The sequence below is a fragment of the Streptomyces sp. I05A-00742 genome (genome assembly GCF_013055795.1).
Lineage (GTDB): Bacteria > Actinomycetota > Actinomycetes > Streptomycetales > Streptomycetaceae > Streptomyces.
This window is the reverse complement of record NZ_JABETO010000013.1, coordinates 91304-112985: the sequence shown is the minus strand read 5'-3', so window position 1 is coordinate 112985 and position 21682 is coordinate 91304. Positions and strand designations below refer to the sequence as shown.

General features: G+C 73.4%; 18 protein-coding genes and 1 pseudogene. 9 read left to right on the top strand and 10 right to left on the bottom strand.

Features of this window, described 5'->3' with window-relative positions:
- The first annotated feature begins 326 nt into the window (after positions 1-326).
- Positions 327-1784 carry a PP2C family protein-serine/threonine phosphatase gene (locus tag HN013_RS15235; protein ID WP_171166676.1) on the top strand — a complete coding sequence of 486 codons (1458 nt, stop codon included), beginning with the start codon at positions 327-329 and terminating at the stop codon, positions 1782-1784.
- Between the two features lie 100 nt (positions 1785-1884).
- Here HN013_RS15235 and HN013_RS15230 read toward each other — a convergent pair whose 3' ends face one another.
- Positions 1885-3384 (bottom strand): hypothetical protein, encoded by a 1500-nt coding sequence (locus tag HN013_RS15230; RefSeq protein WP_171166675.1) that lies wholly within the window; start codon positions 3382-3384, stop codon positions 1885-1887.
- A 331-nt stretch (positions 3385-3715) separates the two neighbouring features.
- Here HN013_RS15230 and HN013_RS15225 point away from each other — a divergent pair, with 331 nt between their 5' ends.
- A complete protein-coding gene (locus HN013_RS15225; RefSeq protein ID WP_171166674.1) occupies positions 3716-4831 on the top strand; it encodes an aminoglycoside phosphotransferase family protein in 1116 nt (371 codons plus the stop codon).
- A 221-nt stretch (positions 4832-5052) separates the two neighbouring features.
- On the top strand, positions 5053-7071 hold the full coding sequence (locus HN013_RS15220) for an N-acetylmuramoyl-L-alanine amidase (protein ID WP_171166673.1): 2019 nt from the start codon (positions 5053-5055) through the stop codon (positions 7069-7071).
- Positions 7072-7119: 48 nt separating this feature from the next.
- On the opposite strand, the gene HN013_RS15215 is transcribed toward HN013_RS15220, so the two are convergent.
- Positions 7120-7620 carry a hypothetical protein gene (locus HN013_RS15215; protein WP_171166672.1) on the bottom strand — a complete coding sequence of 167 codons (501 nt, stop codon included), beginning with the start codon at positions 7618-7620 and terminating at the stop codon, positions 7120-7122.
- Between the two features lie 133 nt (positions 7621-7753).
- On the opposite strand from HN013_RS15215, the gene HN013_RS15210 reads away from it, so the two are divergent.
- Positions 7754-8476, top strand: a complete 723-nt coding sequence (locus tag HN013_RS15210) for a leucine-rich repeat domain-containing protein (RefSeq protein ID WP_171166671.1) — start codon at positions 7754-7756, stop codon at positions 8474-8476.
- Positions 8477-8512: 36 nt separating this feature from the next.
- Here the strand turns inward: HN013_RS15210 and HN013_RS15205 are convergent, their stop codons facing one another.
- The gene (locus HN013_RS15205) at positions 8513-8749 is read right to left on the bottom strand and encodes a DUF397 domain-containing protein (protein ID WP_171166670.1); all 237 of its coding nucleotides are present in this window, start codon (positions 8747-8749) and stop codon (positions 8513-8515) included.
- Positions 8750-8978: 229 nt separating this feature from the next.
- Between HN013_RS15205 and paaK the strand changes: the two genes are divergently transcribed.
- Complete coding sequence (gene paaK / locus HN013_RS15200; RefSeq protein WP_171166669.1) at positions 8979-10271, top strand: phenylacetate--CoA ligase PaaK; 1293 nt, start codon at positions 8979-8981, stop codon at positions 10269-10271.
- A gap of 122 nt (positions 10272-10393) precedes the next feature.
- Here the strand turns inward: paaK and HN013_RS15195 are convergent, their stop codons facing one another.
- Entirely contained in the window at positions 10394-10978 is a 585-nt protein-coding gene (locus tag HN013_RS15195) for an ABATE domain-containing protein (RefSeq protein WP_171166668.1), read from the bottom strand.
- A 76-nt stretch (positions 10979-11054) separates the two neighbouring features.
- Between HN013_RS15195 and HN013_RS15190 the strand changes: the two genes are divergently transcribed.
- A complete protein-coding gene (locus HN013_RS15190) occupies positions 11055-12329 on the top strand; it encodes an MFS transporter (RefSeq protein WP_171166667.1) in 1275 nt (424 codons plus the stop codon).
- Positions 12330-12342: 13 nt separating this feature from the next.
- Here HN013_RS15190 and HN013_RS15185 read toward each other — a convergent pair whose 3' ends face one another.
- On the bottom strand, positions 12343-12918 hold the full coding sequence (locus tag HN013_RS15185; protein WP_171166666.1) for a MepB family protein: 576 nt from the start codon (positions 12916-12918) through the stop codon (positions 12343-12345).
- A gap of 130 nt (positions 12919-13048) precedes the next feature.
- Here HN013_RS15185 and HN013_RS15180 point away from each other — a divergent pair, with 130 nt between their 5' ends.
- The 3 genes and pseudogenes from HN013_RS15180 to HN013_RS15170 all read left to right on the top strand — a co-directional run.
- Positions 13049-13468, top strand: a complete 420-nt coding sequence (locus HN013_RS15180) for a DUF6234 family protein (protein ID WP_171166665.1) — start codon at positions 13049-13051, stop codon at positions 13466-13468.
- A gap of 153 nt (positions 13469-13621) precedes the next feature.
- Positions 13622-14560 (top strand): nuclease, encoded by a 939-nt coding sequence (locus HN013_RS15175; RefSeq protein WP_171166664.1) that lies wholly within the window; start codon positions 13622-13624, stop codon positions 14558-14560.
- Between the two features lie 35 nt (positions 14561-14595).
- Positions 14596-14844, top strand: a pseudogene (locus HN013_RS15170) (nuclear transport factor 2 family protein); the annotation flags it as partial.
- Positions 14845-14860: 16 nt separating this feature from the next.
- On the opposite strand, the gene HN013_RS15165 reads toward HN013_RS15170, so the two are convergent.
- The 5 genes from HN013_RS15165 to ubiG all read right to left on the bottom strand — a co-directional run bounded on the left by HN013_RS15165 (position 14861) and on the right by ubiG (position 21669).
- Positions 14861-17203, bottom strand: a complete 2343-nt coding sequence (locus HN013_RS15165) for a serine/threonine-protein kinase (RefSeq protein WP_171166663.1) — start codon at positions 17201-17203, stop codon at positions 14861-14863.
- A 182-nt stretch (positions 17204-17385) separates the two neighbouring features.
- Positions 17386-18153, bottom strand: a complete 768-nt coding sequence (locus HN013_RS15160; RefSeq protein ID WP_171166662.1) for a phosphatase PAP2 family protein — start codon at positions 18151-18153, stop codon at positions 17386-17388.
- Positions 18154-18342: 189 nt separating this feature from the next.
- On the bottom strand, positions 18343-18963 hold the full coding sequence (locus tag HN013_RS15155) for an HD domain-containing protein (RefSeq protein ID WP_171166661.1): 621 nt from the start codon (positions 18961-18963) through the stop codon (positions 18343-18345).
- Positions 18964-19094: 131 nt separating this feature from the next.
- Positions 19095-20888, bottom strand: coding sequence for an FAD-dependent monooxygenase (locus HN013_RS15150; RefSeq protein WP_171166660.1), 1794 nt, complete (start codon positions 20886-20888; stop codon positions 19095-19097).
- Positions 20875-21669, bottom strand: a complete 795-nt coding sequence (gene ubiG, locus HN013_RS15145) for a bifunctional 2-polyprenyl-6-hydroxyphenol methylase/3-demethylubiquinol 3-O-methyltransferase UbiG (protein ID WP_171166659.1) — start codon at positions 21667-21669, stop codon at positions 20875-20877. Before ubiG ends, HN013_RS15150 begins: the two co-directional genes overlap by 14 nt.
- Positions 21670-21682 lie beyond the last annotated feature (13 nt).

Sequence of the window (21682 nt, the reverse complement as noted above, 5' to 3'; positions counted from 1 at the left end):
AGTCAGCATCCGGTGCGGGGGGTCGACTGGCAACGGGATTTCCGTCGTCCGGCATTCTTGCCGGTGTCCACCCGGGCTATGCCTGGTGAACTGTGGGAACTCGGGGACCGAGCGCCCGCAGCCTACCCGGAGTCCGAGGTTCCGCCGAGCCGCCGCCCGATATGCCCCGTCACGCCCCTGGCATATGCCGGAGTCACCACCGGATCGGGTATGGCCAAACGCCTTACGAGCCGTCGCCCACTGTGCCAGAGTCGTCACGCAGTCTTCCGGCCGCTCTCGCGGACCCCGTCGGCGTCGGCCGCGCCCGCGCCCCCTCGGAGTACCTGATGCCGTCCCCTTCTTCTGCTTCACCCGCGGAGTACCCAGCAGGCCGTGTCGAAGACGGCCCGGGCGGGCCGCCCGTCCCCGGCGCGGTCGACGCCCTTATCTCGCAGACGCGACGGCTGAGGGGCGGCATCGACGCCGTGCGCCGCGAGGCGGCGGGCGAGGAGCTGCCGGACGATCCGCTCGGCCGCTGGCAGCGCGCGCTGTGCGACCTGGCCACCCACCAGCTCGACGACCTCGGCGCCCACCTCGGCCAGCTGCGGGACGGGCTGCCCGCCCCGGACCCCGCGCCGCCGGCCGAGGATCGCGCGTTACCGCCCGGACGGGCGGGCAGCGCCGAGTGGAACTTCCTCACCGACGAGGTGACCTGGTCCGACGAGCTCTTCCAGATCTTCGGACGGCGCCCGGAGGACGGCGCCCTGACGCTGGACGAACTCCCGTCCCGGCTGTTCGAGGAGGACCGGGAGCTGCTGACCGCGCTGGTCACCGACTGCCTCGTCGACGGGAAGCCCATCGACGGCGAGTTCCGCATCGTGCACACCGACGGCTCCCCCCGCACCCTGCACATGCTCGGCGAGCCCGTCCTCGACGCCGACGGCTGCACCTCCTCCATGTGGGCCGTGCTGCGGGACATCACCGAGCTCCGGCGCAGCCGGGACACCGTGGACGCGACCGGGGACTCGCTCCGGCTGCACCGGCGGCGCGCACAGGCCGAGCAGCGGCTGGCGGCCGAGCTCCAGAAGGCCGTCCTGCCGCCGTGGCACGAGCCGGCGAGACTCCCCCACGACGCCCCGGCGGACCCCGGCGGGTCCCTGGACGTGGCCGCGCGGTACCTCCCTTCCGACGGCGCCGCCCCCTGCGGCACCTGGTCCGACGCGCTGCCGCTGCCCGACGGCGGCACACTGCTCAGCGCGGGCGGCCTCACGGGCCCCATGGGCCGCGGCGTGACCGCGGCCTCCACCGTGGCCGTCCTGCTCGGCGCGGTCCGGGGGATGGCGATGGCCGGTACCGAGCCGGGCCGGATGATGGACTGCCTCAACCGGCTGCTCGGCGTCTCCGCCCACCCGGCCCTCGGGAACGCGGTCTGCTGCCGCTACGACGCCGGCAGCCGCACCCTGCGGTGGGCACAGGCGGGACACCCCGCCCCCCTGCTGTTCCGCGAGGGACGGGGGCGCGCGCTGCGGCCGCCGGAGGGCGTGCTCCTCGGGGCCGTCGCCGATGCCGGCTACGCCCAGGCCGAGGAGCGGCTGCACCCCGGCGACGTGCTCGTCCTGCGGACGGACGGGCTGACGCCGCACGGCACCTGCGACAGGACGGACGTCCTGCTGGGGCTGGCGGCACGGTTCACCGCGGCACGCAGCGCCCAGGAGTGTGTCCGTGCCGTCCTGGAGGAGTGGAGCGGGCGGCCGCGGCAGGACGACGCGTGCGTGCTCGTCGCCCGGGTCGGCTCCTGCTCCTGAGACTGATCCGAGTGCTTCCGGGACTGGTCCGGGACACCCCGGGGTTCCCGGTGCGGCAGGGCACCGCACCCACTCGTCGTGCGTCCGGGCCCCGGCGGGCTCAGGCCATGGCCGCCCTGCCCCGGCCGCCGGGCCCCTTGGGCAGGGCCCGTTCGATCTCCTGCCGCAGGTCGGCGATCCGGGGGAAGCCGGCGTACTTGCCGGTCAGCCGGTACATCTCGCGCAGCCGGTCCCAGGTCCGGTGGGAGGAGTTCTCCCCGATGCTGACCAGGGCCAGCCGGGCATAGGTGTCGGCCTGCTCGGGATCGTCGCCGATGAAGCAGGCGGAGGCCATGGAGATGTAGTCGAAGATGACGGACCGCTTCTGGTTGCTCCCCTGGCGGAGCCGCAGCGCCTCCTTGGCGTGGCGCTGCGCCACGGCCGCCGCGGACGGATCGTGCTCCGCGAGGGTGCGGTACGCCAGGGCCTGCATGCCGTGCAGGTCGGCCTCGTTGAACATCTGCATCCAACTGGGCGGGGGCACATCGCCCTTGTCCGAGACGAACAGCTCCTCGGCCTGGCCCAGGGTCCGCCGCATGGCCTGGCCCCGGCCCATCGACGCCTGTGCCCAGGCCTCGATGGTGTGGAGCATGGCCCGGGTGCGCGGCAGGGTCTCGTCCCCGGAGCCGGACTTGGCGAGCTTCATCAGGTCCAGCGCGTCGTCGGGACGGCCGAGGTGGACCATCTGACGGGCCGCCCGGGAGAGCGCCTCCCCCGCCCGGGGCCGGTCGCCGCCCTCCCTGGCCGCGTGCGCCGCGATCACGAAGTACTTCTGGGCGGTCGGCTCCAGCCCCACATCGTGGGACATCCAGCCGGCCAGCACCGCCAGGTTGGCCGCCACCCCCCACAGCCGGCGCTGGAGGTGCTCGGGGTGGCGGTAGGCGAGCATCCCGCCCACCTCGTTGAGCTGGCCGACCACGGCCTTGCGCTGGAGCCCGCCGCCGCGGGCCGCGTCCCAGGCACGGAAGACATCGACCGAGCGCTCCAGCTCGTCGATCTCGGCCGAGCCCACGGGGGCCGCCTCGTACCGGTCGTATCCGGCCTGGTCCGCGTGGGCCGGGTAGGAGTCCCGGTGGAGTGGGTCGTCGAAACGTGGGGCGTCCGTGGCGAGCACCGGATCGGAGTGCAGCCAGTCGTGCATCGCCCCGCTGAGTGCTGAGCCTGCGGCGAGCGCGGCGCCCGCGCCCACCAAGCCGCGTCGGTTGAGCATGAGGTCCATTCCCGTGAATTCGGTGAGGACCGCGGCGGTCCGTTCGGGCGGCCAGGGCAGCCCGTCCTGCGACTGTCCCTTGCCGGCACGCCCGCGCCGGCCGAACCCGAGGTCCTCGATGGTCACGACACGACCGAGACGCTCGGTGAAGAGGGCCGCCAGCACCCTGGGCACGGGATCGCGCGGGGACTCCCCCATGTCGATCCAACGCCGCACCCGTGAGGTGTCGGTCGCCAGCTGCGGATGTCCCATGACCGCCGCCTGCCGGTTGACCAGCCTCGCGAGCTCGCCCTTGGACCATCCGGCCAGTCCGAACAGGTCCGCAAGGCGGGTGTTGGGTTCCCTCGTCACGTCAAGCCCCCAGGTTCCTCGGCTGACTTGAAGGTAGCGGTCCCTCAGATGCCAGGCGACTATTCGCCAGGGTTCGCCAGGGTCCGCCAGATGGTGTGCCACCCGCGCCCGGGTGTGATGTAGGAACGCGCCACCCCGACCACCCGGCGCGCATTCCCCAGGGTGCGCGACGGCCACGGCTCGACCGGTTTCGATCGGGCCCGACCGAGCCGAATCAGGTTCGGTCGGGAACGGTCGAAGGACCGATGGGACCGCGGTCCCGCGTCAGCGGGGGTGGTCCCGGGGAGGGCGCGCCGCAACTCGTCGGCACACGAAGGGATCCGTTCCGCCCATGTATGCAGCATCGGCCTCCGTGTCCGCTCCGCTCCGGCCCCCGCGGCCGCAGCACATCCGGCCGCCCCAGGGCGGCGGGCCGTACCTCGACCCCTCCCACGCCGTGGGGGCCGCGTTCGGGGGCGGACGGACGCGGAGGGGCTCGGGGCTCGGCACGCCACCGCTCAGCGGGAGAATCGACCTGTCCGGTCCCGACGGCGCCGAGCTGCGTTCGCTGATCGCGTCGGTGCACCGCATCTGCCCGGAGTTCACGCCGGTGCAGGTGCTGCGCCGCAGCGGTCGCTCCGTGCTGCTGGTCGGGACCGCCGGGCGCACCAGCGTGGTGGCGAAGTGTTTACTGGACCGCTCCGCGGCGGGGACCGAACGGTTCCGCCACGAAATAGCGACGTACCGCACCTTCGTGCGGCACCGTCCTCCCGTCCGGGTGCCCCGCCTGATCGCCGCGGACCCGGACAACGGGATCCTGGTCGTCGAGCGGATGCCGGGCCGTCCGGCCGCCGCCCAGCGGCACCCCGCGGACACCCCGCCGCGGGCCGATGTCAGGGTGGCGCTCGGCGCGGTCTGCCGGGTCAACCTGTGGCGGCCGCCGGTCGGCATGTTCGACATGCCGCTCGACTACGGCAAGCACATCATCCGCTACCACGAGCTCGGCCTGCTCACCGACCGGGACCTGGGCGATCTGCAGAAGCTGCTCCATGGACTGGCCCATGTCCAGGGCCAGTTCTGCCACGGTGACGCGCTGCTCGCCAATATGCTCCTCTCCCCCGCCGGCCCGGTGCTGGTCGACTGGGGCCAGGCGGGGTGGTACCTCCCGGGGTACGACCTGGCGACCCTGTGGACGGTGCTGGGGGACGCGCCGGTGGCCCGTCGGCAGATCAGCCAGCACGCGCAGGCCGCGGGCACGACGTCCCGTGACGCCTTTCTGGTGAATCTGATGCTCGTCCTCACCCGGGAGATCAGGACGTACGAGACGGCAGTCCAGCGTGCCCAGCAGGAGCCGACCCCTCCGGGCGCCCCGGACACCGGCGAGGAGCACCGGCTCCTGCTGCGCCGGCTGCACGACGACTGTGCGCTCGCCCGGCGGGCCGTACGAGCTGCGGTGGGCACCCGCTGAGGCGCCGCCGCTCCCTGCCGACACGCCGTGCCCCGGGCGCGGCGTGTCGGCGTTCACCCCTCCGGCCCAGGGGCCGGGAAGGTTCCCGCAGCCCAGGCGTTGACGTGCCCACAACATGCACTCCAGTCTGATTGACGGATCGTCTGCTCGGCATCGCCGCTTGGTAGGTTCGGGTCGCCACCACTCCGGCGCACGGCACGGCCCGTCCTGAGGAGGCTGCATTGCGAGCTCCCGCCCCCGCCCCAGAGCACACGCCACCGAGAGCTGTCCGAAGAACCCGCCGCACCCGACGGGCGGCCGGCGCGCTCGCGTCGGCCGCCCTGCTGCTCCCGCTGGTCTCGGCCCTGCCGGACGCCACCGCCGCGGGCGGCGGCCAGGACGCGCTCCAGCGGGACTTCGCCCGGGCCGCCGCCGAGTACCACGTGCCGCAGAGCGTCCTGCTCGCCGTCTCCTACCTCCAGTCGCGCTGGGACACCCACGCCGGAGCCCCCAGCGTCACCGGCGGCTACGGCCCCATGCACCTCACCGACGCCGCCACCGCCCTCGCCGCACCTTCTTCCCGGGGTCCCTCCCAGGGCGCCCACCACAGCGACTCCGGTGAGGACGCCCGCGGCGACACCGCCCGCCCGCACCGGGCCGCGGCCCCCGTCCTGCCCTCGCCAGGCACCCTCCCCGAGCGCCTGCGCACCCTGGACCGGGCCGCCGGCCTCACCGGGCTGCCCCCCGCCGCGCTGCGCGAGGACACCGCGGCCAATGTGCGGGGCGGCGCAGCGCTGCTGGCCGATGCCCAGAAGCGGCTCGGCCTGCCGGCGAGCGGCAGCCCCGCCGACTGGTACGGAGCGGTGGCGCGCTACTCCGGGGCCTCCGACACGGCGACGGCGACGACCTTCGCCGACGACGTCTTCGCACTGATCCGCACCGGTGAGCGGCGGACGACCGACGCCCACCAGCAGGTGACCCTCACCCCCGCCCCCGACATCGCCCCGCGCCGTGAGCAGGTGGCCCGGCTGGGCCTGGCGACTCCCCCCGCCGGGCCGGTGGAGTGCCCCTCCACCGTCGCCTGCGAGTCCGTCCCCGCTCCGTACCAGCGGCTGGAGGGCTCGGACTACGGCAACCACGACCTGTCGGACCGGCCGCGCTCGCACAAGGCGGACTTCATCGTCATCCACGACACGGAGGGCAGCTGGGAGACGGCCCTCAAGCTGATAAAGGATCCGGCGTACGTCTCGTGGAACTACACCATCCGTTCCGCCGACGGCCACATCGCCCAGCACGTGCCGGTCAAGAACGTGACCTGGCACGCCGGCAACTGGTTCGTGAACGCCAAGTCCGTCGGCATCGAGCACGAGGGCTTCCTGGCCCGGCCGGACGCCTGGTACACGGAGGAGATGTACCGCACCTCGGCCCGGCTGGTGCGGTACCTGGCGCGGGAGCTGGACATCCCGCTGGACCGGCAGCACATCCTGGGGCACGACAACGTCCCCGGCACCGTCCCCTCGTCGATCAAGGGCATGCACACCGACCCGGGCCCCTACTGGGACTGGGCGCACTACTTCGAGCTGATGGGCAAGCCCTTCCATCCGACGGCGAGCCCGTTCAGCGGCATGGTCACCATCCGGCCCGACTACGACGACAACGAGCCCGTGTACACCGGATGCGAGCAGCCCGGCCGGCCGTGCGCGCCGCACGGTTCGGGGGCGGTCCGGCTGCACGTGGCGCCCCGGGACGACGCGCCGCTGGTCAAGGACATCGGGCTGCGCCCCGACGGCAGCGACTCGACCACCGGCGTCAACGACACGGGCGCCCGCGCCTCCACGGGCCAGCAGTTCGCGGTCGCCGACCGGCTGCCGGGCTGGACGGCCGTCTGGTACCTGGGCCAGCGGGCATGGTTCCGCAACCCCTGGTGGGAGCCGGTGGCGGTCGGCGCGGCCGGAAAGCTGGTCACGCCGCGCGAGGGGCTGAAGGAGATCCCGGTCTACGGGCGGGCGTACCCGGAGAAGGAGGCGTACCCGGCGGGCGTGCCGGTGCAGGCCGTGACGCCGCTGCCGTACAAGCTGCCCGCCGGGCAGGCGTACGTGCTGGGCGGGGCGTACCCCGGCGAGTATCTGTACGCCAAGGACTTCGACCCGGCGAAGCACACGGTCGTGCGGGGGAAGGACGTCTACTACGAGATCCAGTTCGGCCACCGGGTGGCCTTCGTCCGGGCGGCCGATGTGACGGTCCGCCCGTCCAACCGCTGACGGTCGCGGGTGCCCTTCCGGCCCGGAGCCGGGGGCACCCGCAGGGGATCAGCCCGCCTGGAACATCTCGGCGGGGAGCGGCTTGAGCAGCTGGTAGAGGTCGTCCGTGATGGGACGGTCCCAGCTGGCGATGGTGACGAGGACGCCGTCGCTGCGGTCGAACTGGGTGCAGGAGATACGGCTCTCCGAGCACTTCAGCCGGCGCACGATGAGCAGGTTGTCCTCGTGCATGACCGGGGTGTCCTCGGTCTCCAGCACCTGGACCGGCTCGTCGTTGCCGAGCGCGGCCAGCAGCTGCGCCACCTCGAAGGGCACCTGGCCCTCGTCCAGCTCCCGGGCGGGGGAGCCCTCGGGCAGATTGCCGATGATCATCGCCGGGCCGCGCCCGCCGAACAGGTCGTAGCGGAGGAAGACCCCCTGGCAACTGCCATCGGGCGCGGGCAGCAGCCCGGCCCCGAGGTCGCCCGGCCAGTCTCCGGGGTCCATGGCGAGGACGTCGAAGTCCGGCCCCGTGGGGGTGGCGGCGCTGCGGCGGCGGAGGAAGGACATGCCCACATCGTACGTGCACGGCGGCGGGTGGCATCCCCGGGGAGCCCCTCCCGTGCGGGGCCCGCCGCGCCCCCTTGGTAGCGTCACCGCGCCCGGGGCGGCACCCGGGGAACGTCCGGCGAGGGGGCCCGGGATGCGGAACGACACGCTCGACTACTGGAAGCGCGGCCTCGGTCACGTTCCGGAGGAGATCTGGGGCACGGAGGGCCTGCGGACGCTGATCCTCGCCGGCAACAGACTGACCTCGCTGCCCGGGCGGATCGGGCGGCTGGACGGCCTGCGGACCCTCGACCTCGGGCACAACGCGCTGACGTCCCTGCCGGACGAGCTGGGCGGGCTGAGCGGTCTGGACCGGTATCTGTACCTGCACGAGAACGTGCTGACCGAGCTCCCCGCCCCGCTGGGCCGGCTGACCCGGCTGCGCTACCTCAATGTCGGCGGCAACCGTCTGACGGAACTGCCGGACAGCATCGGGGACATGAGTGCTCTCGTCGAGCTGCGCGCCCAGCACAACCGCCTCGTCCGGCTCCCGGAGGGCACGGGCCGCCTCCGGGCGCTGCGCGAGCTGTGGCTGCGCGGCAACGCCCTGGAGGAGCTGCCCGGTTCAGTGGCACGGCTGGGCGAGCTGCGTGAACTGGAGCTGCGTGAGAACGCGTTCGCCGCCGTGCCCGGCGCGCTGCGGGGGCTGCCGCTGCTCCGCCGACTCGACCTGCGGGCCAACCGGCTGACGGCGCTGCCCGGCTGGCTGGCCGAGCTGCCGTCGCTGGAGAAGCTGGACCTGCGGTGGAACCCGCTCGATCCGGCGCCGCGGCTGCTGGACGCGTTGGCGGGACGGGGCTGCGCGGTGCTCGTCTGACGGTGCGTCGGCTCGGCGGCGCCGCGCCGCTACGGCCTATGTGAGGTCGAACTCGCCCTCCCGGGCGAGGTCCACGAAGGCGCGCCACTCCTCCGGGTTGAAGATCAGGGCCGGCACGTCGGGGGTGCGCCGGTCGCGCAGGGCGACGTACCCCTCGATGAACCCGATCTGGACGTCCCCCTTGCCCTGACTGCCCGACTGCCAGGTGGCGTTGGCCAGGTCGAGCCGTTGCCGCTCGTCGTCCACCAGGTGTTCGGTCGCGCTCTTCGCCACGTGCCGTTCCCCTCCCGGTCGCACGGTGTCCCGTCCCGCCACCCTAGCGAGCCCGCCGCGCCACGGACAGGCCGCCGCCGGGCACGGCGTCGACGCGGAGCAATTCAAGATCGCCCATACGGGTGGGGCAATCGTGGACCGCCCTCTTGACGCCCGTGGGCGATGGCTGATTCTTTTGCCCGGAGAGAAACTACCGAATGATCGGTCGGCACATCGGGGGTAGGGCGTCATGACGGGAGCCGGAACGCTCGACGCGGGGGAACGCCTGTCGCGCGAGGAACTGACGGTGCTCCAACAGGAGCGGCTGCGGGCCACCTTGCGGCACGCGTACGACAACGTGGCCTTCTACCGCGAGGCGTTCGACGCGGCCGGGCTCCGCCCCGAGGACTGCCGTTCGACCGCCGACCTCGCCCGCTTCCCGTTCACCACCAAGGGCGACCTCCGCGCCCACTACCCCTTCGGCATGTTCGCCGTGCCCGAGGACCGCGTCCGGCGCCTCCACGCGTCCAGCGGCACCACGGGCGAACCCACCGTCGTCGGCTACACCGAACGGGACATCGACACCTGGTCCGACGTCGTCGCCCGTTCCCTCCGCGCGGCGGGCGGGCGGCCCGGCGACAAGGTCCATGTGGCCTATGGATACGGCCTGTTCACCGGAGGCCTTGGCGCCCACTACGGCGCGGAACGGCTCGGCTGCACGGTGATCCCCGCCTCCGGCGGCATGACCGCCCGGCAGGTCCGGCTCATCCGCGACCTGCGGCCCGACGTCATCATGGTCACCCCCTCCTACATGCTCACCCTCCTCGACGAGTTCGAGCGCCAGGGCGTCGACCCCCGCTCCACCTCCCTGCGCGTGGGCGTCTTCGGCGCCGAGCCGTGGAGCGACGGGATGCGGCGGGAGATCGAGGAGCGGTTCGCCGTCGACGCGGTCGACATCTACGGCCTCTCCGAGGTGATCGGTCCCGGCGTCGCGCAGGAGTGCGTGGAGACCAAGGACGGGCTGCACATCTGGGAGGACCACTTCTACCCGGAGGTCGTCGACCCGGTCACGGGCGAGGTACTGCCCGACGGCGAGCACGGGGAGCTCGTCCTCACCTCGCTCACCAAGGAGGCCATGCCCGTCATCCGCTACCGCACCCGCGACCTCACCCGGCTGCTCCCGGGCACCGCCCGCGTCTTCCGCCGGATGGAACGGATCACCGGCCGCAGCGACGACCTGATCATCCTCCGGGGTGTGAACCTGTTTCCCGGCCAGATCGAGGAGATCGTCCTGCGCGTCCCGGGTGTCGCGCCCCACTTCCAGCTGCGGCTCACCCGCGAGGGCCGGATGGACCGGCTGACCGTACGGGCGGAGGCCCGTCCGGGGGCGACGCCGGAGCAGCGCGCGGCGGCCGTGGAGACGATCGCCCGGCGGGTGAAGGACGACGTGGGGGTCTCGGTGGCCGTGGAGATCGTGCCGCCGGAGACGCTGGAACGGTCGGTGGGCAAGATCAGGCGCATCGTCGACGAGCGTGGCGCGTAAGGAAGTCGCTCCTGTGCGGTGACCGGATGAGGTGAGAGGGCCGCTGACCGCGCCGGCCCGTCACGAAGGGTGCGCCGCGCGGCGCACCCTTCGCGTGTACGGGTTCGTCCGTCCGCCCGGTGTCAGGCGCGTGCCCTGCGGTGCTGGGCCGCCTTGGCGCGATTGCCGCAGGCCGCCATCGAGCACCACCGCCGGCGCCGCCCGGCCGAGTTGTCGAAGAACCGCGCGCTGCACCGCTCGCCCGCGCAGACGCGCAGCCGGTCACGGTCCGCACCGCCGAGGATCTCCACCGCGTCCACCGCGATCCGGCTCAGCGCGCCGCGTCCGTCCACGGGCAGGGCACCGGCCGTGAGCACGGGCACACCGTCGCGCACATCGAGCCGCGGCGGGCTCTCCGCGGCCCGGGCGAGCCAGCCGTTGAGGACCTCCTGCGAGGCGGCGGGAAAGGCGTCCCCCTCGACGACCGCGAGCAGCCCGGCGTCGACCGCCTCCCGCAGCTCGACGGCCTGGGCGAGCAGCGGCTCGTCGACGGGGATGCAGGCGGGTCCGATCCCGGCCGCCTCGAACCAGGTGGTCAGGTCCTCCGGCCGTCGCAGCAGTTCGCGGCCGGCCGCCCAGCGGTCGCGCCGGGTGTTGACGAAGTCGACGCTGATCCGGGCGCCGTACCAGACCCAGTCGCGGTCCTTCTCCTCTTGCTCCGCACTCATAACCCCATGTTAGGTTACCCGCCTCGGCAAAAGTAACCACATGACCGGTTACTCCGGTCCGGAAGGGGTGGGCGCGATGAGGGACGACACGGACGGCGCGGGAGGGGCACCGGGCGGGAGGAGCCCGGGCGCGGCCCGGATCTGGCTGCTGGCCCTGGGGATGTTCGCCATCGGGACGGACCTGTTCATCGTCTCGGGGCTGCTCCCGTCCGTCGCCGACGAGCTGGGGCTGTCCACGGCGGCCGCCGGCCAGACGGTGACGGTGTTCGCGCTGACCTACGCCATCGCCGCGCCGGTCCTCGCCGGGCTCACATCGGCCGTCGACCGCCGCACCCTGCTGGTCGTGGTGCTGATCGTGTTCGCCGCGGGGAACGGCCTGTCGGCCGTCGCCCCCTCCTACCCGGTCCTGCTGCTCAGCCGGGTCGTGGCGGGCGCCGGGGCGGCGCTGTACGCGTCCACCGCGTCGGCCGTCGCGGCCGGGATCACCGCCCCCGAACGGCGGGGACGCTCACTGGCCGTCGTCTACGCGGGCATGACGACGGCGATCGCCCTCGGCGTGCCCCTGGGCAGCCTGATCGGCGACTTCTCCTCGTGGCGCTGGGCGTTCGGGTTCGTCGCCCTGCTGGCCCTGGTCACCCTGGCCGGGCTCTGGCCCAGCCTCCCTTCGGTGCCGGGCCCCGGCCGGACGGGCATCCGGCGGCGCCTCGCGGCGGTGCGCATCCACCGGGCTCCCTCGGCACTGCTGACGACCATGCTCTGGGTGGTCGGGACGTTCGTCGTCTACACCTACCTGGGCACCCTGCTCGACCGGGCCGGGCACGTCGGCACCGCCGGACGCCCCTGGCTCCTGCTCCTCTTCGGCATCGGCAGCTTCGCCGGTGTGATGGCCGGCGGGCGCCTCGCCGACCGCGTCGACCCGCGCAGGGGTCTCGCCGCCTCGGTGGGCCTGCTCGCCGTCGTCCTGGCGGCGCTGGCGCCGGCCCTGCACTCCACTGCGGGCACGGCGGTGGCCCTCACCGTGTGGGGGCTGGTCCACTGGTCCTGCTTCCCGCTCATCCAGCACCGCCTGCTGACCCTCGGCGGCGACAACGGCGACATGCTGCTCGCCCTCAACAACAGCGCCGTCTACCTGGGCCAGACCCTGGCCGCCGCGGCCGGCGGCCTCCTCGCCGGCGCCGGACACCTGGGGTCGCTCCCCTGGACGGGCGCGGGCTTCGAGGTACTGGCCCTGCTGTCCCTGGCCGCGGGCACGACACGCGCGGGCCGCACCCGCACTCAGGGCCCGCGCGCGGCGCGGAGCGGCGGCAGCCCCGTTCCCGAGGGCGTGGGCTCTCCCGGCACGGCCGACTGAGCCGCCCGCCCGGTCAAGCAGCGCCGTCGGTGCCCAAGGGGTGATAGAGCGTGTGGGCCCGGGGCATGTCGACGGCCGCGTCTTCAGGCAGGTGGAGGAAGTGTTTGACCTGCCAGGCCTGTGTGCCGCGGGCTTGGCGGTTGGTGGTGGTCACCCACGGGGGATAGACGCGGAAGGCCCGTTTCCCGCCGGAACCGTTCGCCGACACGATGTCCCGCTCACGGAGCACGTCTCGCGGGAACACGAACTGCCCGAAGCGCTCGCCCTCGCGGGTACTGACGACGAAAAGATCAATGGGGTCCTCGGCATCGAAGGGCCGGATCGGCCCGCTCGCGGACCTCTTCCACACCGTGACGAACTGGCCGGCCTTCGTCGGAGTCGTTTTGGCCGCGCGGAACCTGACCGAGAGGCCGTTCAGCGTGAACTCGCAGGCCCCGTACTCGACACTCTCCGCTTCGGGCACCGGCTGTGAGCACGTGAACCCACCCGGGTCGTACACCAGCGTCTTCGCCCTCAGCAGATCATCGGGAATGCCCGGCTCGGGCGACCACGCGCCGAATTCCGAAGAGACTTCACTTTCCCTCGCCATTCCCGCCATTCTGCCAGATATCGAACGTGCGAACGAATGAGGCCGCCGGGGCTCCCGGTGCCGGCGGACCCGCGGAGCTGAGTACCCGTACTCATGCGCCCGCCTCGCCCGGCCGGGCAGCGTGGTGGTCATGAGCCTGCCTGTTGCCCCGCCCGTCGCCGACACCGCCGACGGCTCCCGGCGGCACCACCGTGCGAACCTCGGCGCCGACATCGGAGCCGGGTGCGGGCTGGTGTTCCTGGAGCTGATCGCCTTGGTGGTGATCTTCGGGCTCTGGTGGCTGTCCTGGTTCAACCTCGACCCGGAATCGACCGTCGAGGGCGACCCGTTGTGGGGCTACCTGATCGCCGCCGGCGGGGTCGGTGTCCTCTCCGTCGTGGCGGCCGGGATCGCCGCCCGCGCAAGGGCGATGGTGACCGTCGTCAGCCAGGGCGTCATGGCCACCCTGATCTGCGTCATCACCCTGGGCGGAGTGATGGCGCAGAACTACGAGGACACACGGGCCGCGTGCCGTGACACGCCGTCCGCACCGGCGTGCGACGACTGGTGACGGACGAGGTGACGGACCCGCCCGCCCGGCCCCACATGGCGGATCCCCTGTTGCGGAGCGGGGGACGCGGCCCGAGGCTGTGGAGGGGACCGGCGGCGGGGCACGCGGGCCGGGCAGAGGCGGTGGTGGGGGCGGAGCGGAAGGACGAGAGTCGTGATCGACCCCTTGCAGGTCCTGTGGTCGCCCGCCGGCGCCTCCATGCCGTCGCTGGGTTCCAACGCCCTGGCGGACGTCCATGACGGTGATACGCCGAACATCCGGATGCCGGTCCGCATGCTGTCCGTCGACACACCGGAAGTGACGGCGCGGAGCGCCACGGGCGCCGCCAACGTGGACGCGAAGTTCAAGCAGCTCGCCGAGTGGATCAGACAGGGCATCGCGCCCATCTCCCGTGACCTCGCCGAGTTCCTGCTGCCGAAGATCGACACAGGGCGTGCCGGAACGCTGCAGCTCGAACAGGGCACGGCCGCGGCCGAGTTCAACACGTCGAACATCACCAAGCGACTGATCGAGGGCGTGCCCGAGGGACAGCCTCCTCGCGACAAGCCGCGGAAGATCTTCGTCCGCACGGCCGACGACCCCTTCGACGACCACCACCGCCTGCTGGCCTATGTGGCGCCCGACTACTCGAAGGACGAACGGGCCGTTCTCACCCGGCGGCAGCGGGCCACCTTCAACCTCGACCTCATCGCCGAGGGCTGGGCCGCCACGTTCATCATCTTCCCCTCCATCCCCGGCGAACTCGACCTCCCCCTCACCCTGGAGGCCGCCGACAAGGCCGTGAAGGGCAAGAAGGGCATCTGGAAGAACCCCGAAACCCTTCTCGGTTACGAGTACCGAGCCGTCGAGAAGCTCCACGGTGTCACGCAGAAGATCGCCGAGGGGAAGCCCCTGAGGCCGGGGGAATCCTTCTCCTGGCGTCAGCGGTACTGCGCGGACATGCGCACCCGCGAGCTCTTCGGCCCCGAGGACTACTTCCGGGTCCCGCCCGTGTACCGGCTCTGGTTCTGGCCCGCGGACGTGAACGAGGCCGTGGGGCGTCTCAACCTGGTGCCGTCGAGGGAGCTCGGGGGCGGGGGCCGCGGGCGGTAGCGAGGGCCGCGGGCGGTAGGCGCCCTCCCCCGCGGGACGCGGCGGCGCACTACCGGGAGACCGGGGCGCACCGCGTGCCGGAGGCGACGGGGACGCGGATCGAGCGGGTGCTCGTCGACGGGGCGGACGCGGTGGTGACGGGTGAGCTGCGGCTGACGGCGCGGCCGACGGGACGGACGTACCGGGCGCGGTTCGCGCTGCGCCTGACGGTGGAGAACGGGCTGGTGACGCGGCATCACATGTACGAGGACAGCCTCGCGGCGGAGCAGGCGTTCGAGGGGTGAGGGTCCGGCACGGCGTTTACCCCGGGCCGGCCCCCGGGACCCGGCCGCGGGTGGCGCGGGTGTGCTGCAACGCGGCGACCTGGCGGTAGAGTTCGCCGGCCTCGGCGGTGCGGCCGAGCTGTTGCAGACAGCGGGCCTCGTCGTTGCGGCTGGCGAGGGCGTCCGGGTGGTCGGCGCCGAGGACGCGCTGCCGGGCCTGGGCCACGTCGCGGTAGACGGCCAGGGCGTCGGTCCAGCGGCCGAGCCAGCCGAGGCCGACGGCCACTTCGCGGCGGCTGACGAGGGTGTCGGGGTGGTCGGCGCCGAGGACGCGCGCGCGGAGGGCGCAGACGTCGCGGGCCTCGGCGAGGGCTTCCTCCCAGCGGCCGAGGCGGCCGAGGTTGACACCCATGCCGTGCCGGGCGCGGAGGGTGTCGGGGTGGTCGTGGCCCTGGACCCGGGTGCGGTCGTCGATCAGGGCGCGGTACAGCTCCAGCGCCTCGGCGCTGCGGCCGAGGCGGCCGAGGCAGATGCCGGCCTCGTAGCGGGCGGCGAGGGTGTCGGGATGATCCGGGCCGAGCACGCGGGTGCGGGCCTCCGCGACGTCGCGGTAGGTGCGCAGGGCGTCGCTCCACCGGTCCAGCTGGCCGAGGGTGTAGGCGACCTCGTAGCGGGTGACGAGCGTGTCGGGGTGGTCCGGGCCCAGCACCCCGGCCCGGGCGACGGCGACGTCCTGGGCCATCCGGTACGACTCCTCCAGCAGCCCCAGTCTGCTGAGGCTGAAGGCGAGGTTGTGGGCACAGCGGAGGGTGTCGGGGTGGTCGGGGCCCATGATGCGTTCGCGGGCCGTCAGCACGTCGGCGTACACCTCCCGGGCCTCGAAGTGGCGGCCGAGCCGGCCGAGGACGTACGCCGTCTCCTGCCGGGCCGCGAGCGTGTCGGGGTGGTCGGGGCCGAGCACCCGGGACCGGGCGGCGGCGGTGCGGGCGAACTCGCGGAGCGCTTCCTCGGGGCGGCCGAGGCGGCTGAGCGAGAAGGCCACCTCGTAGCGGCTGGCGAGGGTGTCCGGGTGGTCCGGGCCGAGCAGCCGTTCCCGGTCGGCGACCACGGCCCGGTGTGTCTCGCCCGCCTCCGCCCAGCGGCCCGCCCGGCCGAGGCGCAGGCCGCCGGTGTGCCGGGCGGCGAGCTCGTCGAGCACGCCGGCGGGCACGGGTCCCGGTACGGGCGCGGACGGCGACGGGCGTTCCGTCCCGGCGGAGAGGAGCGCGCCCGTGCCGAGGGAGAGGCGCGGGTCCGCGCCCGGCGTCGCGCGGGCCGGCGCGTCGCGCCACGGCGCGGTCCAGGTGCCGGTCAGCACGGCGGAGGGGTCGTGCGGCGGCGTCACGGTGCCGGTGCCCGCGGCCTTGGAGCCGGTGGTCATATTGCGGGCCCAGGCGGGGAGCCGGGGCGGCTCGGCCGGGCGGAAGCCGTCCTGGCCGGGGCGCGGCAGCCCCTCCGCCTGGAAGGCCCGGCCCGCCGTGGCCCCGGGGCGCGGCCGCGCCCCGGTGAGCCGGTGGACGAGTTCCGCGGCGTCGTCGGGACGGTCGTCGGGGTCCTTGGCGAGCAGGTCGAGGATGAGGCGTTCGAGCACCTCGGGCAGCTCGGGACGGAATTCGCGCGGGGGCCGGGGCGCGGTGTCGCGGTGGCCGACGAGCACCGCCCAGGCGTCGTCCATGTCGAACGGCGGGGTGCCGGTGGCGACCTCGTACAGCACACAGCCCAGGGAGTACAGATCGCTGCGGTGGTCGACGGCGCGCGCGCCGATCTGCTCGGGCGACATGTAGTGCGGGGTGCCCATGGCGATGCCGGTGCCGGTGAGCCGGGCGGTGAAGCCGATGTCGTGCCCGAGGCGCGCTATGCCGAAGTCGCATATCTTCACCGTGCCGTCGGTCAGCCGCATGATGTTGGCCGGCTTGAGGTCGCGGTGGACGATGCCCTGGCGGTGGGTGTGGGCGAGGGCCGCGCCGACCTGTTCGGCGATCTCGACGACCTCGGGGACGGGGAGCGGGTGCTGCTTGTTGTCCTCCAGGAGCTGGCTGAGGTTGCGCCCGTCGAGGAGCTCCATCACCAGGTAGAGGACGCCGTCGCTCTCGCCGAAGTCGTGCACGACGGTGATGCCGCGGTGCTGGAGCGAGGCGGCGACGCGGGCCTCGCGGCGGAAGCGCTCGCGCAGCACCCTCAGGTAGGACTGTTCGTGCTGCGGGCCCAGCGGCTTGAGGCACTTGACGGCCACGTGCCGGCCGAGGGACTCGTCGCGGGCGCGCCAGACCTCTCCCATGCCGCCCCGCCCGATCCTGTCGAGCAGCTGGTACCTGCCCTGGATCAGCCTGGTCTCCGCCATCCCCGCCCCGCCGCCCCGTCGACTACGCCGTGCCGCCCCCGGCCCACTCCAAGTATGGCGGGCCGTCCCAGCGGCTTGTAGGGCGACGGGAACGGCTCACGGGGGCGCGGACGGGGGTCCGCCCGCCGGGAAAGGCCGAGGGCCCGCCGCCTCCGGGGAGGCGGCGGGCCCTCGGCGGGGGCTCAGCGGGCGGCGTGCCGGCGGTGCCGGCCGGGGCGCCGGGGACCGCCCGGCCCGGGCACGTCCGCGTACCCGCCGTGCCGGGCCTCCAGCTCGGCCCGCTCCTGCTCCAGGCCGAACCGGCCCAGCAGCGGGATCCGGTCCAGCCGCGGCAGCAGCCAGGCGTGCCACACCCCCGTGACGAAGAGGATCGCCGACCCGGCGACCAGGACCGACCCGAAGGTGTCCGTCGGGTAGTGGGCGCCGATGTACATACGGGAGAAGGCGACCAGCAGCACCGCGAGGACGCCGCAGACGGCGACGGTGCGCCGGTGGCGGGACTCCCGGAAGAGGAAGTACACGGCGATGGCCATCGCCACGGTGAAGGCGGTGTGGCCGCTGGGGAAGCTGTTGGAGCCGATCTCCGGGTCGAGGGAGAACTGCCGCGGCGGCCGCTCGCGGGCGACGAGGGCCTTCGCGATCTGGGTGCTGTTCCAGCCGACGGCGACCACGAGGAAGGTGGCCACGGCCTGGATCGGGCGGCGCCGGGCGATCAGCAGCCAGCCGCTCCACAGCGCAAGGATGATCACGCCCGCGACGGGCGAGGCCAGGTAGCTGACGCCCTCCATCACGTTGTTCAGCCAGCCGGTGCGGGTGTTGGTCTGGATCGTGCGGTCCATGTCCAGGTCGTGCGGCTGGATCAGGGACGTGTGGGCGGCGGTCAGCCCGAGCACGATCGCTGCCGCGAACAGCAGGACGGAATTGCGCAGCCAGTGGCGCACATAGGGCATGGGTGGGGCGTCCTTCGTATCGGCAGGGCGGCGCCGGGGGGCGGCAGCACGCGCTTGATGACGAGTACGTGCCGCATGCTCCGGGAGGACCGGTGCGGCCGTACTACAAAAACTACACGCGTGAGCGGGTGTCCCCCCAAGCGCGGCCGTCACACCCACGGATCACGGGGACACCTCGCACCCGAACGGTCACGGAGCGTCGCCTTCCTTGCCGGGCGGCAGCAGTCCCTGCGCCACGGCCGCGTCGCGTACCTCCCCGTACAGGGCGGTGAGCGCGTCGCTCACGCCGACGCGAGGCAGCTGCAACCGGTCCAGGTCGTCGGCGTCGGCGCCGACGTCCGCCCACCCCTGGCCGGTGAGATACCTCATCAGGGCGGGGTTCAGCCGGTCCACCCCGCGCACCAGGCGGGACTCGGGGGTCTCCCCGCGCTCGTACTCGTGCCAGAGGGCGAGCAGCTCGTCGCCGAGGCCGTCCGGGAGGCCGGTGAAGCGGCGCCGGGCCACTTCCTCCTCCGTGCGGGCCTTGTCGGCGGCGGCGTCGCCGTCCGTCCGCCAGGCGGACGGATCGCCCGCCTCGATCTCCACCACGTCGTGCAGCAGGCACATCTTGATCATCCTGGACAGGTCGAGGGCCCCGCCGTGCTCCCGCTCGAACCGGGTGTGCAGCGCCCAGCAGACCATCGCGAGGTGCCACGAGTGCTCGGCGACGCTCTCCCTGCGGGACGCCGTGGCGTTGTTGTGCCGCTCGACCTCGCGCAGGCGCGCGGTGAACGTGATGAAGTCCAGCCGGCCGCGCAGCTCGTCGTCCATGTGGTCCTCCCCCGGAGCTCAGTGGATCACCATGATCCTAAACTCGCCCGGATGACGAGGAGTCCGCGGCCGGCGGACGTCCGCCGCGGGGCGGCGCGCCGAGGGTGCGCGCCGCCGCCGCGGGCCGTCGGTCATCTCCCGGCGCCCGCCTCCGCGACGCCGATGCGCAGCAGCCGCGCCATGACGCCGGGCAGTTCGCGCGCCCGGCCGCTGTCGGCGGCGCGCCAGGCGACGTGGGCGTCGGGGCGGACCAGGACGCAGCCGTCCGCGGCGACTTCGCGGACCTCGGCCCAGGCTCCGTACGGGTCGCGCAGGCCCTCCGGGGAGCCGATGACGCGGACGGTGAGCTCGACGCCGGTGAGGCGGGCGGCCTCGCGGGCGGCGGCGTGCCAGGCTTTGCCGCCGGGGCCGGTGAGCAGGACGAAGGTGCCGTGGCCGACGATGTCGAGGGTGGAGCAGCGGCGGCGGCCGTCCTCCAGCCAGGCGTGCGGGACGTGGGCGCCGGGCCAGGTGGTGGGCCGGTAGTAGAGCTCGGGGTCGCGGTCGGGGTCCGGTTCCGGGGTGTGGTCCGGGACCGTGGCGCCGGTCCGGTAGCGGTAGCCGAGTTCGACGCCGTGCGCGTTGACCTGGTAGTTGATGCGGCGGGTGGCGGCGGCGAGGGCCTCGCCGCGGGCGCGGGCCTCCTCGGTGTCGTCGTGCAGGGAACCCAGGATGCGGAGTTGTTCGCGCGCGCTCTGGCCCTCGGTGAAGCCCAGGGCCTGCGGGACGGCGAGGAGGTCCGCCATGCTGCGGAAGGCCCGGTCGACGACCTGCCGGCCGACCGGGTGCCGTTCGCTGTGGTAGGTGTCCAGCAGTCCGGGTCCGGCCGGGCCGTCCAGGACCAGCTTGAGCTTCCAGCAGAGGTTGAACGAGTCGGCGACCGCGGAGTTCAGCCCCAGGCCGTTGGTGGGCGGCCCCTGGTGGACGGCGTCGCCGACGCAGAACACGCGCCCGGCGGAGTACCGTTCGGCGACCGTCCCGTTGACCTCCCAGGGGGAGATGTTCTTGATGCGGACGGGGATCGAGTCGTCGCCGATGCTCTCCCGGATGCGCGCCAGGACCGCCTCGTGGTCGTCGAGGTCGAGGGGCTCGTCCGGGTGTGGGAAGGAGAGGAAGACCCACTCGTCCCAGGGCCGGACGCTGACGAAGACCCGGCCGTCGGTGGGGGGACGGCCGGGGACGGCGCCCACGTAGAGGATGCCGGGCCGGTGGGCGGCGTAGCGGCTCAGGTCGGCCTCGAACCAGACGGAGACGGCCTGGGCGACCCCGTCGGCGCCGGTGAGGCCGAGGCCGAGCTGCCGGAGGACGCGGCTGCGGGCTCCGTCGGCGCCGACGAGGTAGTCGGAGCGGACGGTGTACTCGCGGCCCGACCCGCGGTCGCGGACCAGCGCGGTGACGCCCTTCTCGTCCTGCGTCAGGGACAGGAACTCCTGGCCGAAGCGGAGTTCGCCGACGCCGGCCTCCTCGACCGCCTCGGCGAGGATCGGTTCCAGCAGGTGCTGCGGCAGGTTGCACATCCGGGCGGGGCTGGCGGCCCGGTAGTCACCGATCCGGTCCGGGCCGTTGCCGTAGGCGTCGAGCCGGGCGACCTCGGTGCCGGTGAAGGTGGACATGAACACGTGGTTGGCGAGGAGTTCGGGCGGGGTCGCCCGGTCCAGCACCCGCTGTTCGACGCCGAGGTCGCGCAGGATCTCCCCGGTGCGCTGGTTGAGCAGGTGGGCGCGGGGGGTGTGGGCCGTCCCGCGGTGCTTGTTGACGAGGAGGTGGCGGACGCCGTACCGGGACAGGGCGAGGGAGGCGGCGAGGCCCGCGGGGCCGCCGCCCACGATGAGGACGGGGACCCGGACGTCGGCGGTGTCCCCGGCCGGGTGGTCACAGGCCGGCATCCGCGCTCCCTCCGGTCTTGCGGGCGTATCCGGCGTAGATGACGGAGATGTCGGTGCTGGTGCCCAGCCGGAACTCGCGGCCGAGTTCGCCGTAGGAGATGTGGCCGCGGGCCCGGCGGCGGAGCAGCCGGAGCACCTCCAGCGGGCGGCGGCTGGAGGAGAAGCCGGCCTGGCCCTGGTTGCGCAGGCCGTGCCGGCCGAAGATCCGGTAGAGCTCGTCGGGTTTGATGAACTGCCGCCAGACGTGCAGGTCCTTCTCGGCCCAGCTGACGGCCGGCCAGTCCTGGGCCATCTTCACCATGACCAGCCAGGAGGCGAAGGTCCGGTTGATGGTGTCGTAGAGGTAGTGGCCGCCGGGCCGCAGCACCCGGACCGCCTCGGCGACGGCCCGGTCGACGTCGGTGACGTGCTCCAGGGTGTCGCAGCAGTAGACCAGGTCGAAGCTGTGGTCCGGGAAGGGCAGTTGCTCCGCGGTTCCCTGCTGGTAGGTGATGTCGAGTCCCTGCCCGGCGGCGTGCTTGGCCGCGGCGTCCAGGGACGGCCTGGACGGGTCGATGCCGGTGACACGGCAGCCGGCCCGGGTGAACTCCTCGGCGAGCAGGCCGCCGCCGCAGCCGATGTCGAGGACGGACAGGCCGTTCAGGTCCATCCGCAGCCGCCGGGTGAGGACGTCGTGGAAGTAGGCGAAGCGGGCGGGGGTGAACTCCTGGAGCGTGGCGAACGGGCGGTCGTCGCGCCACCAGGAGTCCGGCTGGTCGTAGACCTCGTTGTTGACCCTCATGGGTGCGTCCTCC

Excerpts from the sequence above, each read along its gene's own strand:
- HN013_RS15235 (WP_171166676.1), top strand. The coding sequence starts at position 327 with ATGCCGTCCCCTTCTTCTGCTTCACCCGCGGAGTACCCAGCAGGCCGT.
- HN013_RS15225 (WP_171166674.1), top strand. The coding sequence starts at position 3,716 with ATGTATGCAGCATCGGCCTCCGTGTCCGCTCCGCTCCGGCCCCCGCGG.
- HN013_RS15215 (WP_171166672.1), bottom strand. The coding sequence starts at position 7,620 with ATGTCCTTCCTCCGCCGCCGCAGCGCCGCCACCCCCACGGGGCCGGAC.
- HN013_RS15210 (WP_171166671.1), top strand. The coding sequence starts at position 7,754 with ATGCGGAACGACACGCTCGACTACTGGAAGCGCGGCCTCGGTCACGTT.
- paaK (WP_171166669.1), top strand. The coding sequence starts at position 8,979 with ATGACGGGAGCCGGAACGCTCGACGCGGGGGAACGCCTGTCGCGCGAG.
- HN013_RS15195 (WP_171166668.1), bottom strand. The coding sequence starts at position 10,978 with ATGAGTGCGGAGCAAGAGGAGAAGGACCGCGACTGGGTCTGGTACGGC.
- HN013_RS15190 (WP_171166667.1), top strand. The coding sequence starts at position 11,055 with ATGAGGGACGACACGGACGGCGCGGGAGGGGCACCGGGCGGGAGGAGC.
- HN013_RS15185 (WP_171166666.1), bottom strand. The coding sequence starts at position 12,918 with ATGGCGAGGGAAAGTGAAGTCTCTTCGGAATTCGGCGCGTGGTCGCCC.
- HN013_RS15180 (WP_171166665.1), top strand. The coding sequence starts at position 13,049 with ATGAGCCTGCCTGTTGCCCCGCCCGTCGCCGACACCGCCGACGGCTCC.
- HN013_RS15165 (WP_171166663.1), bottom strand. The coding sequence starts at position 17,203 with ATGGCGGAGACCAGGCTGATCCAGGGCAGGTACCAGCTGCTCGACAGG.
- HN013_RS15160 (WP_171166662.1), bottom strand. The coding sequence starts at position 18,153 with ATGCCCTATGTGCGCCACTGGCTGCGCAATTCCGTCCTGCTGTTCGCG.
- HN013_RS15155 (WP_171166661.1), bottom strand. The coding sequence starts at position 18,963 with ATGGACGACGAGCTGCGCGGCCGGCTGGACTTCATCACGTTCACCGCG.
- HN013_RS15150 (WP_171166660.1), bottom strand. The coding sequence starts at position 20,888 with ATGCCGGCCTGTGACCACCCGGCCGGGGACACCGCCGACGTCCGGGTC.
- ubiG (WP_171166659.1), bottom strand. The coding sequence starts at position 21,669 with ATGAGGGTCAACAACGAGGTCTACGACCAGCCGGACTCCTGGTGGCGC.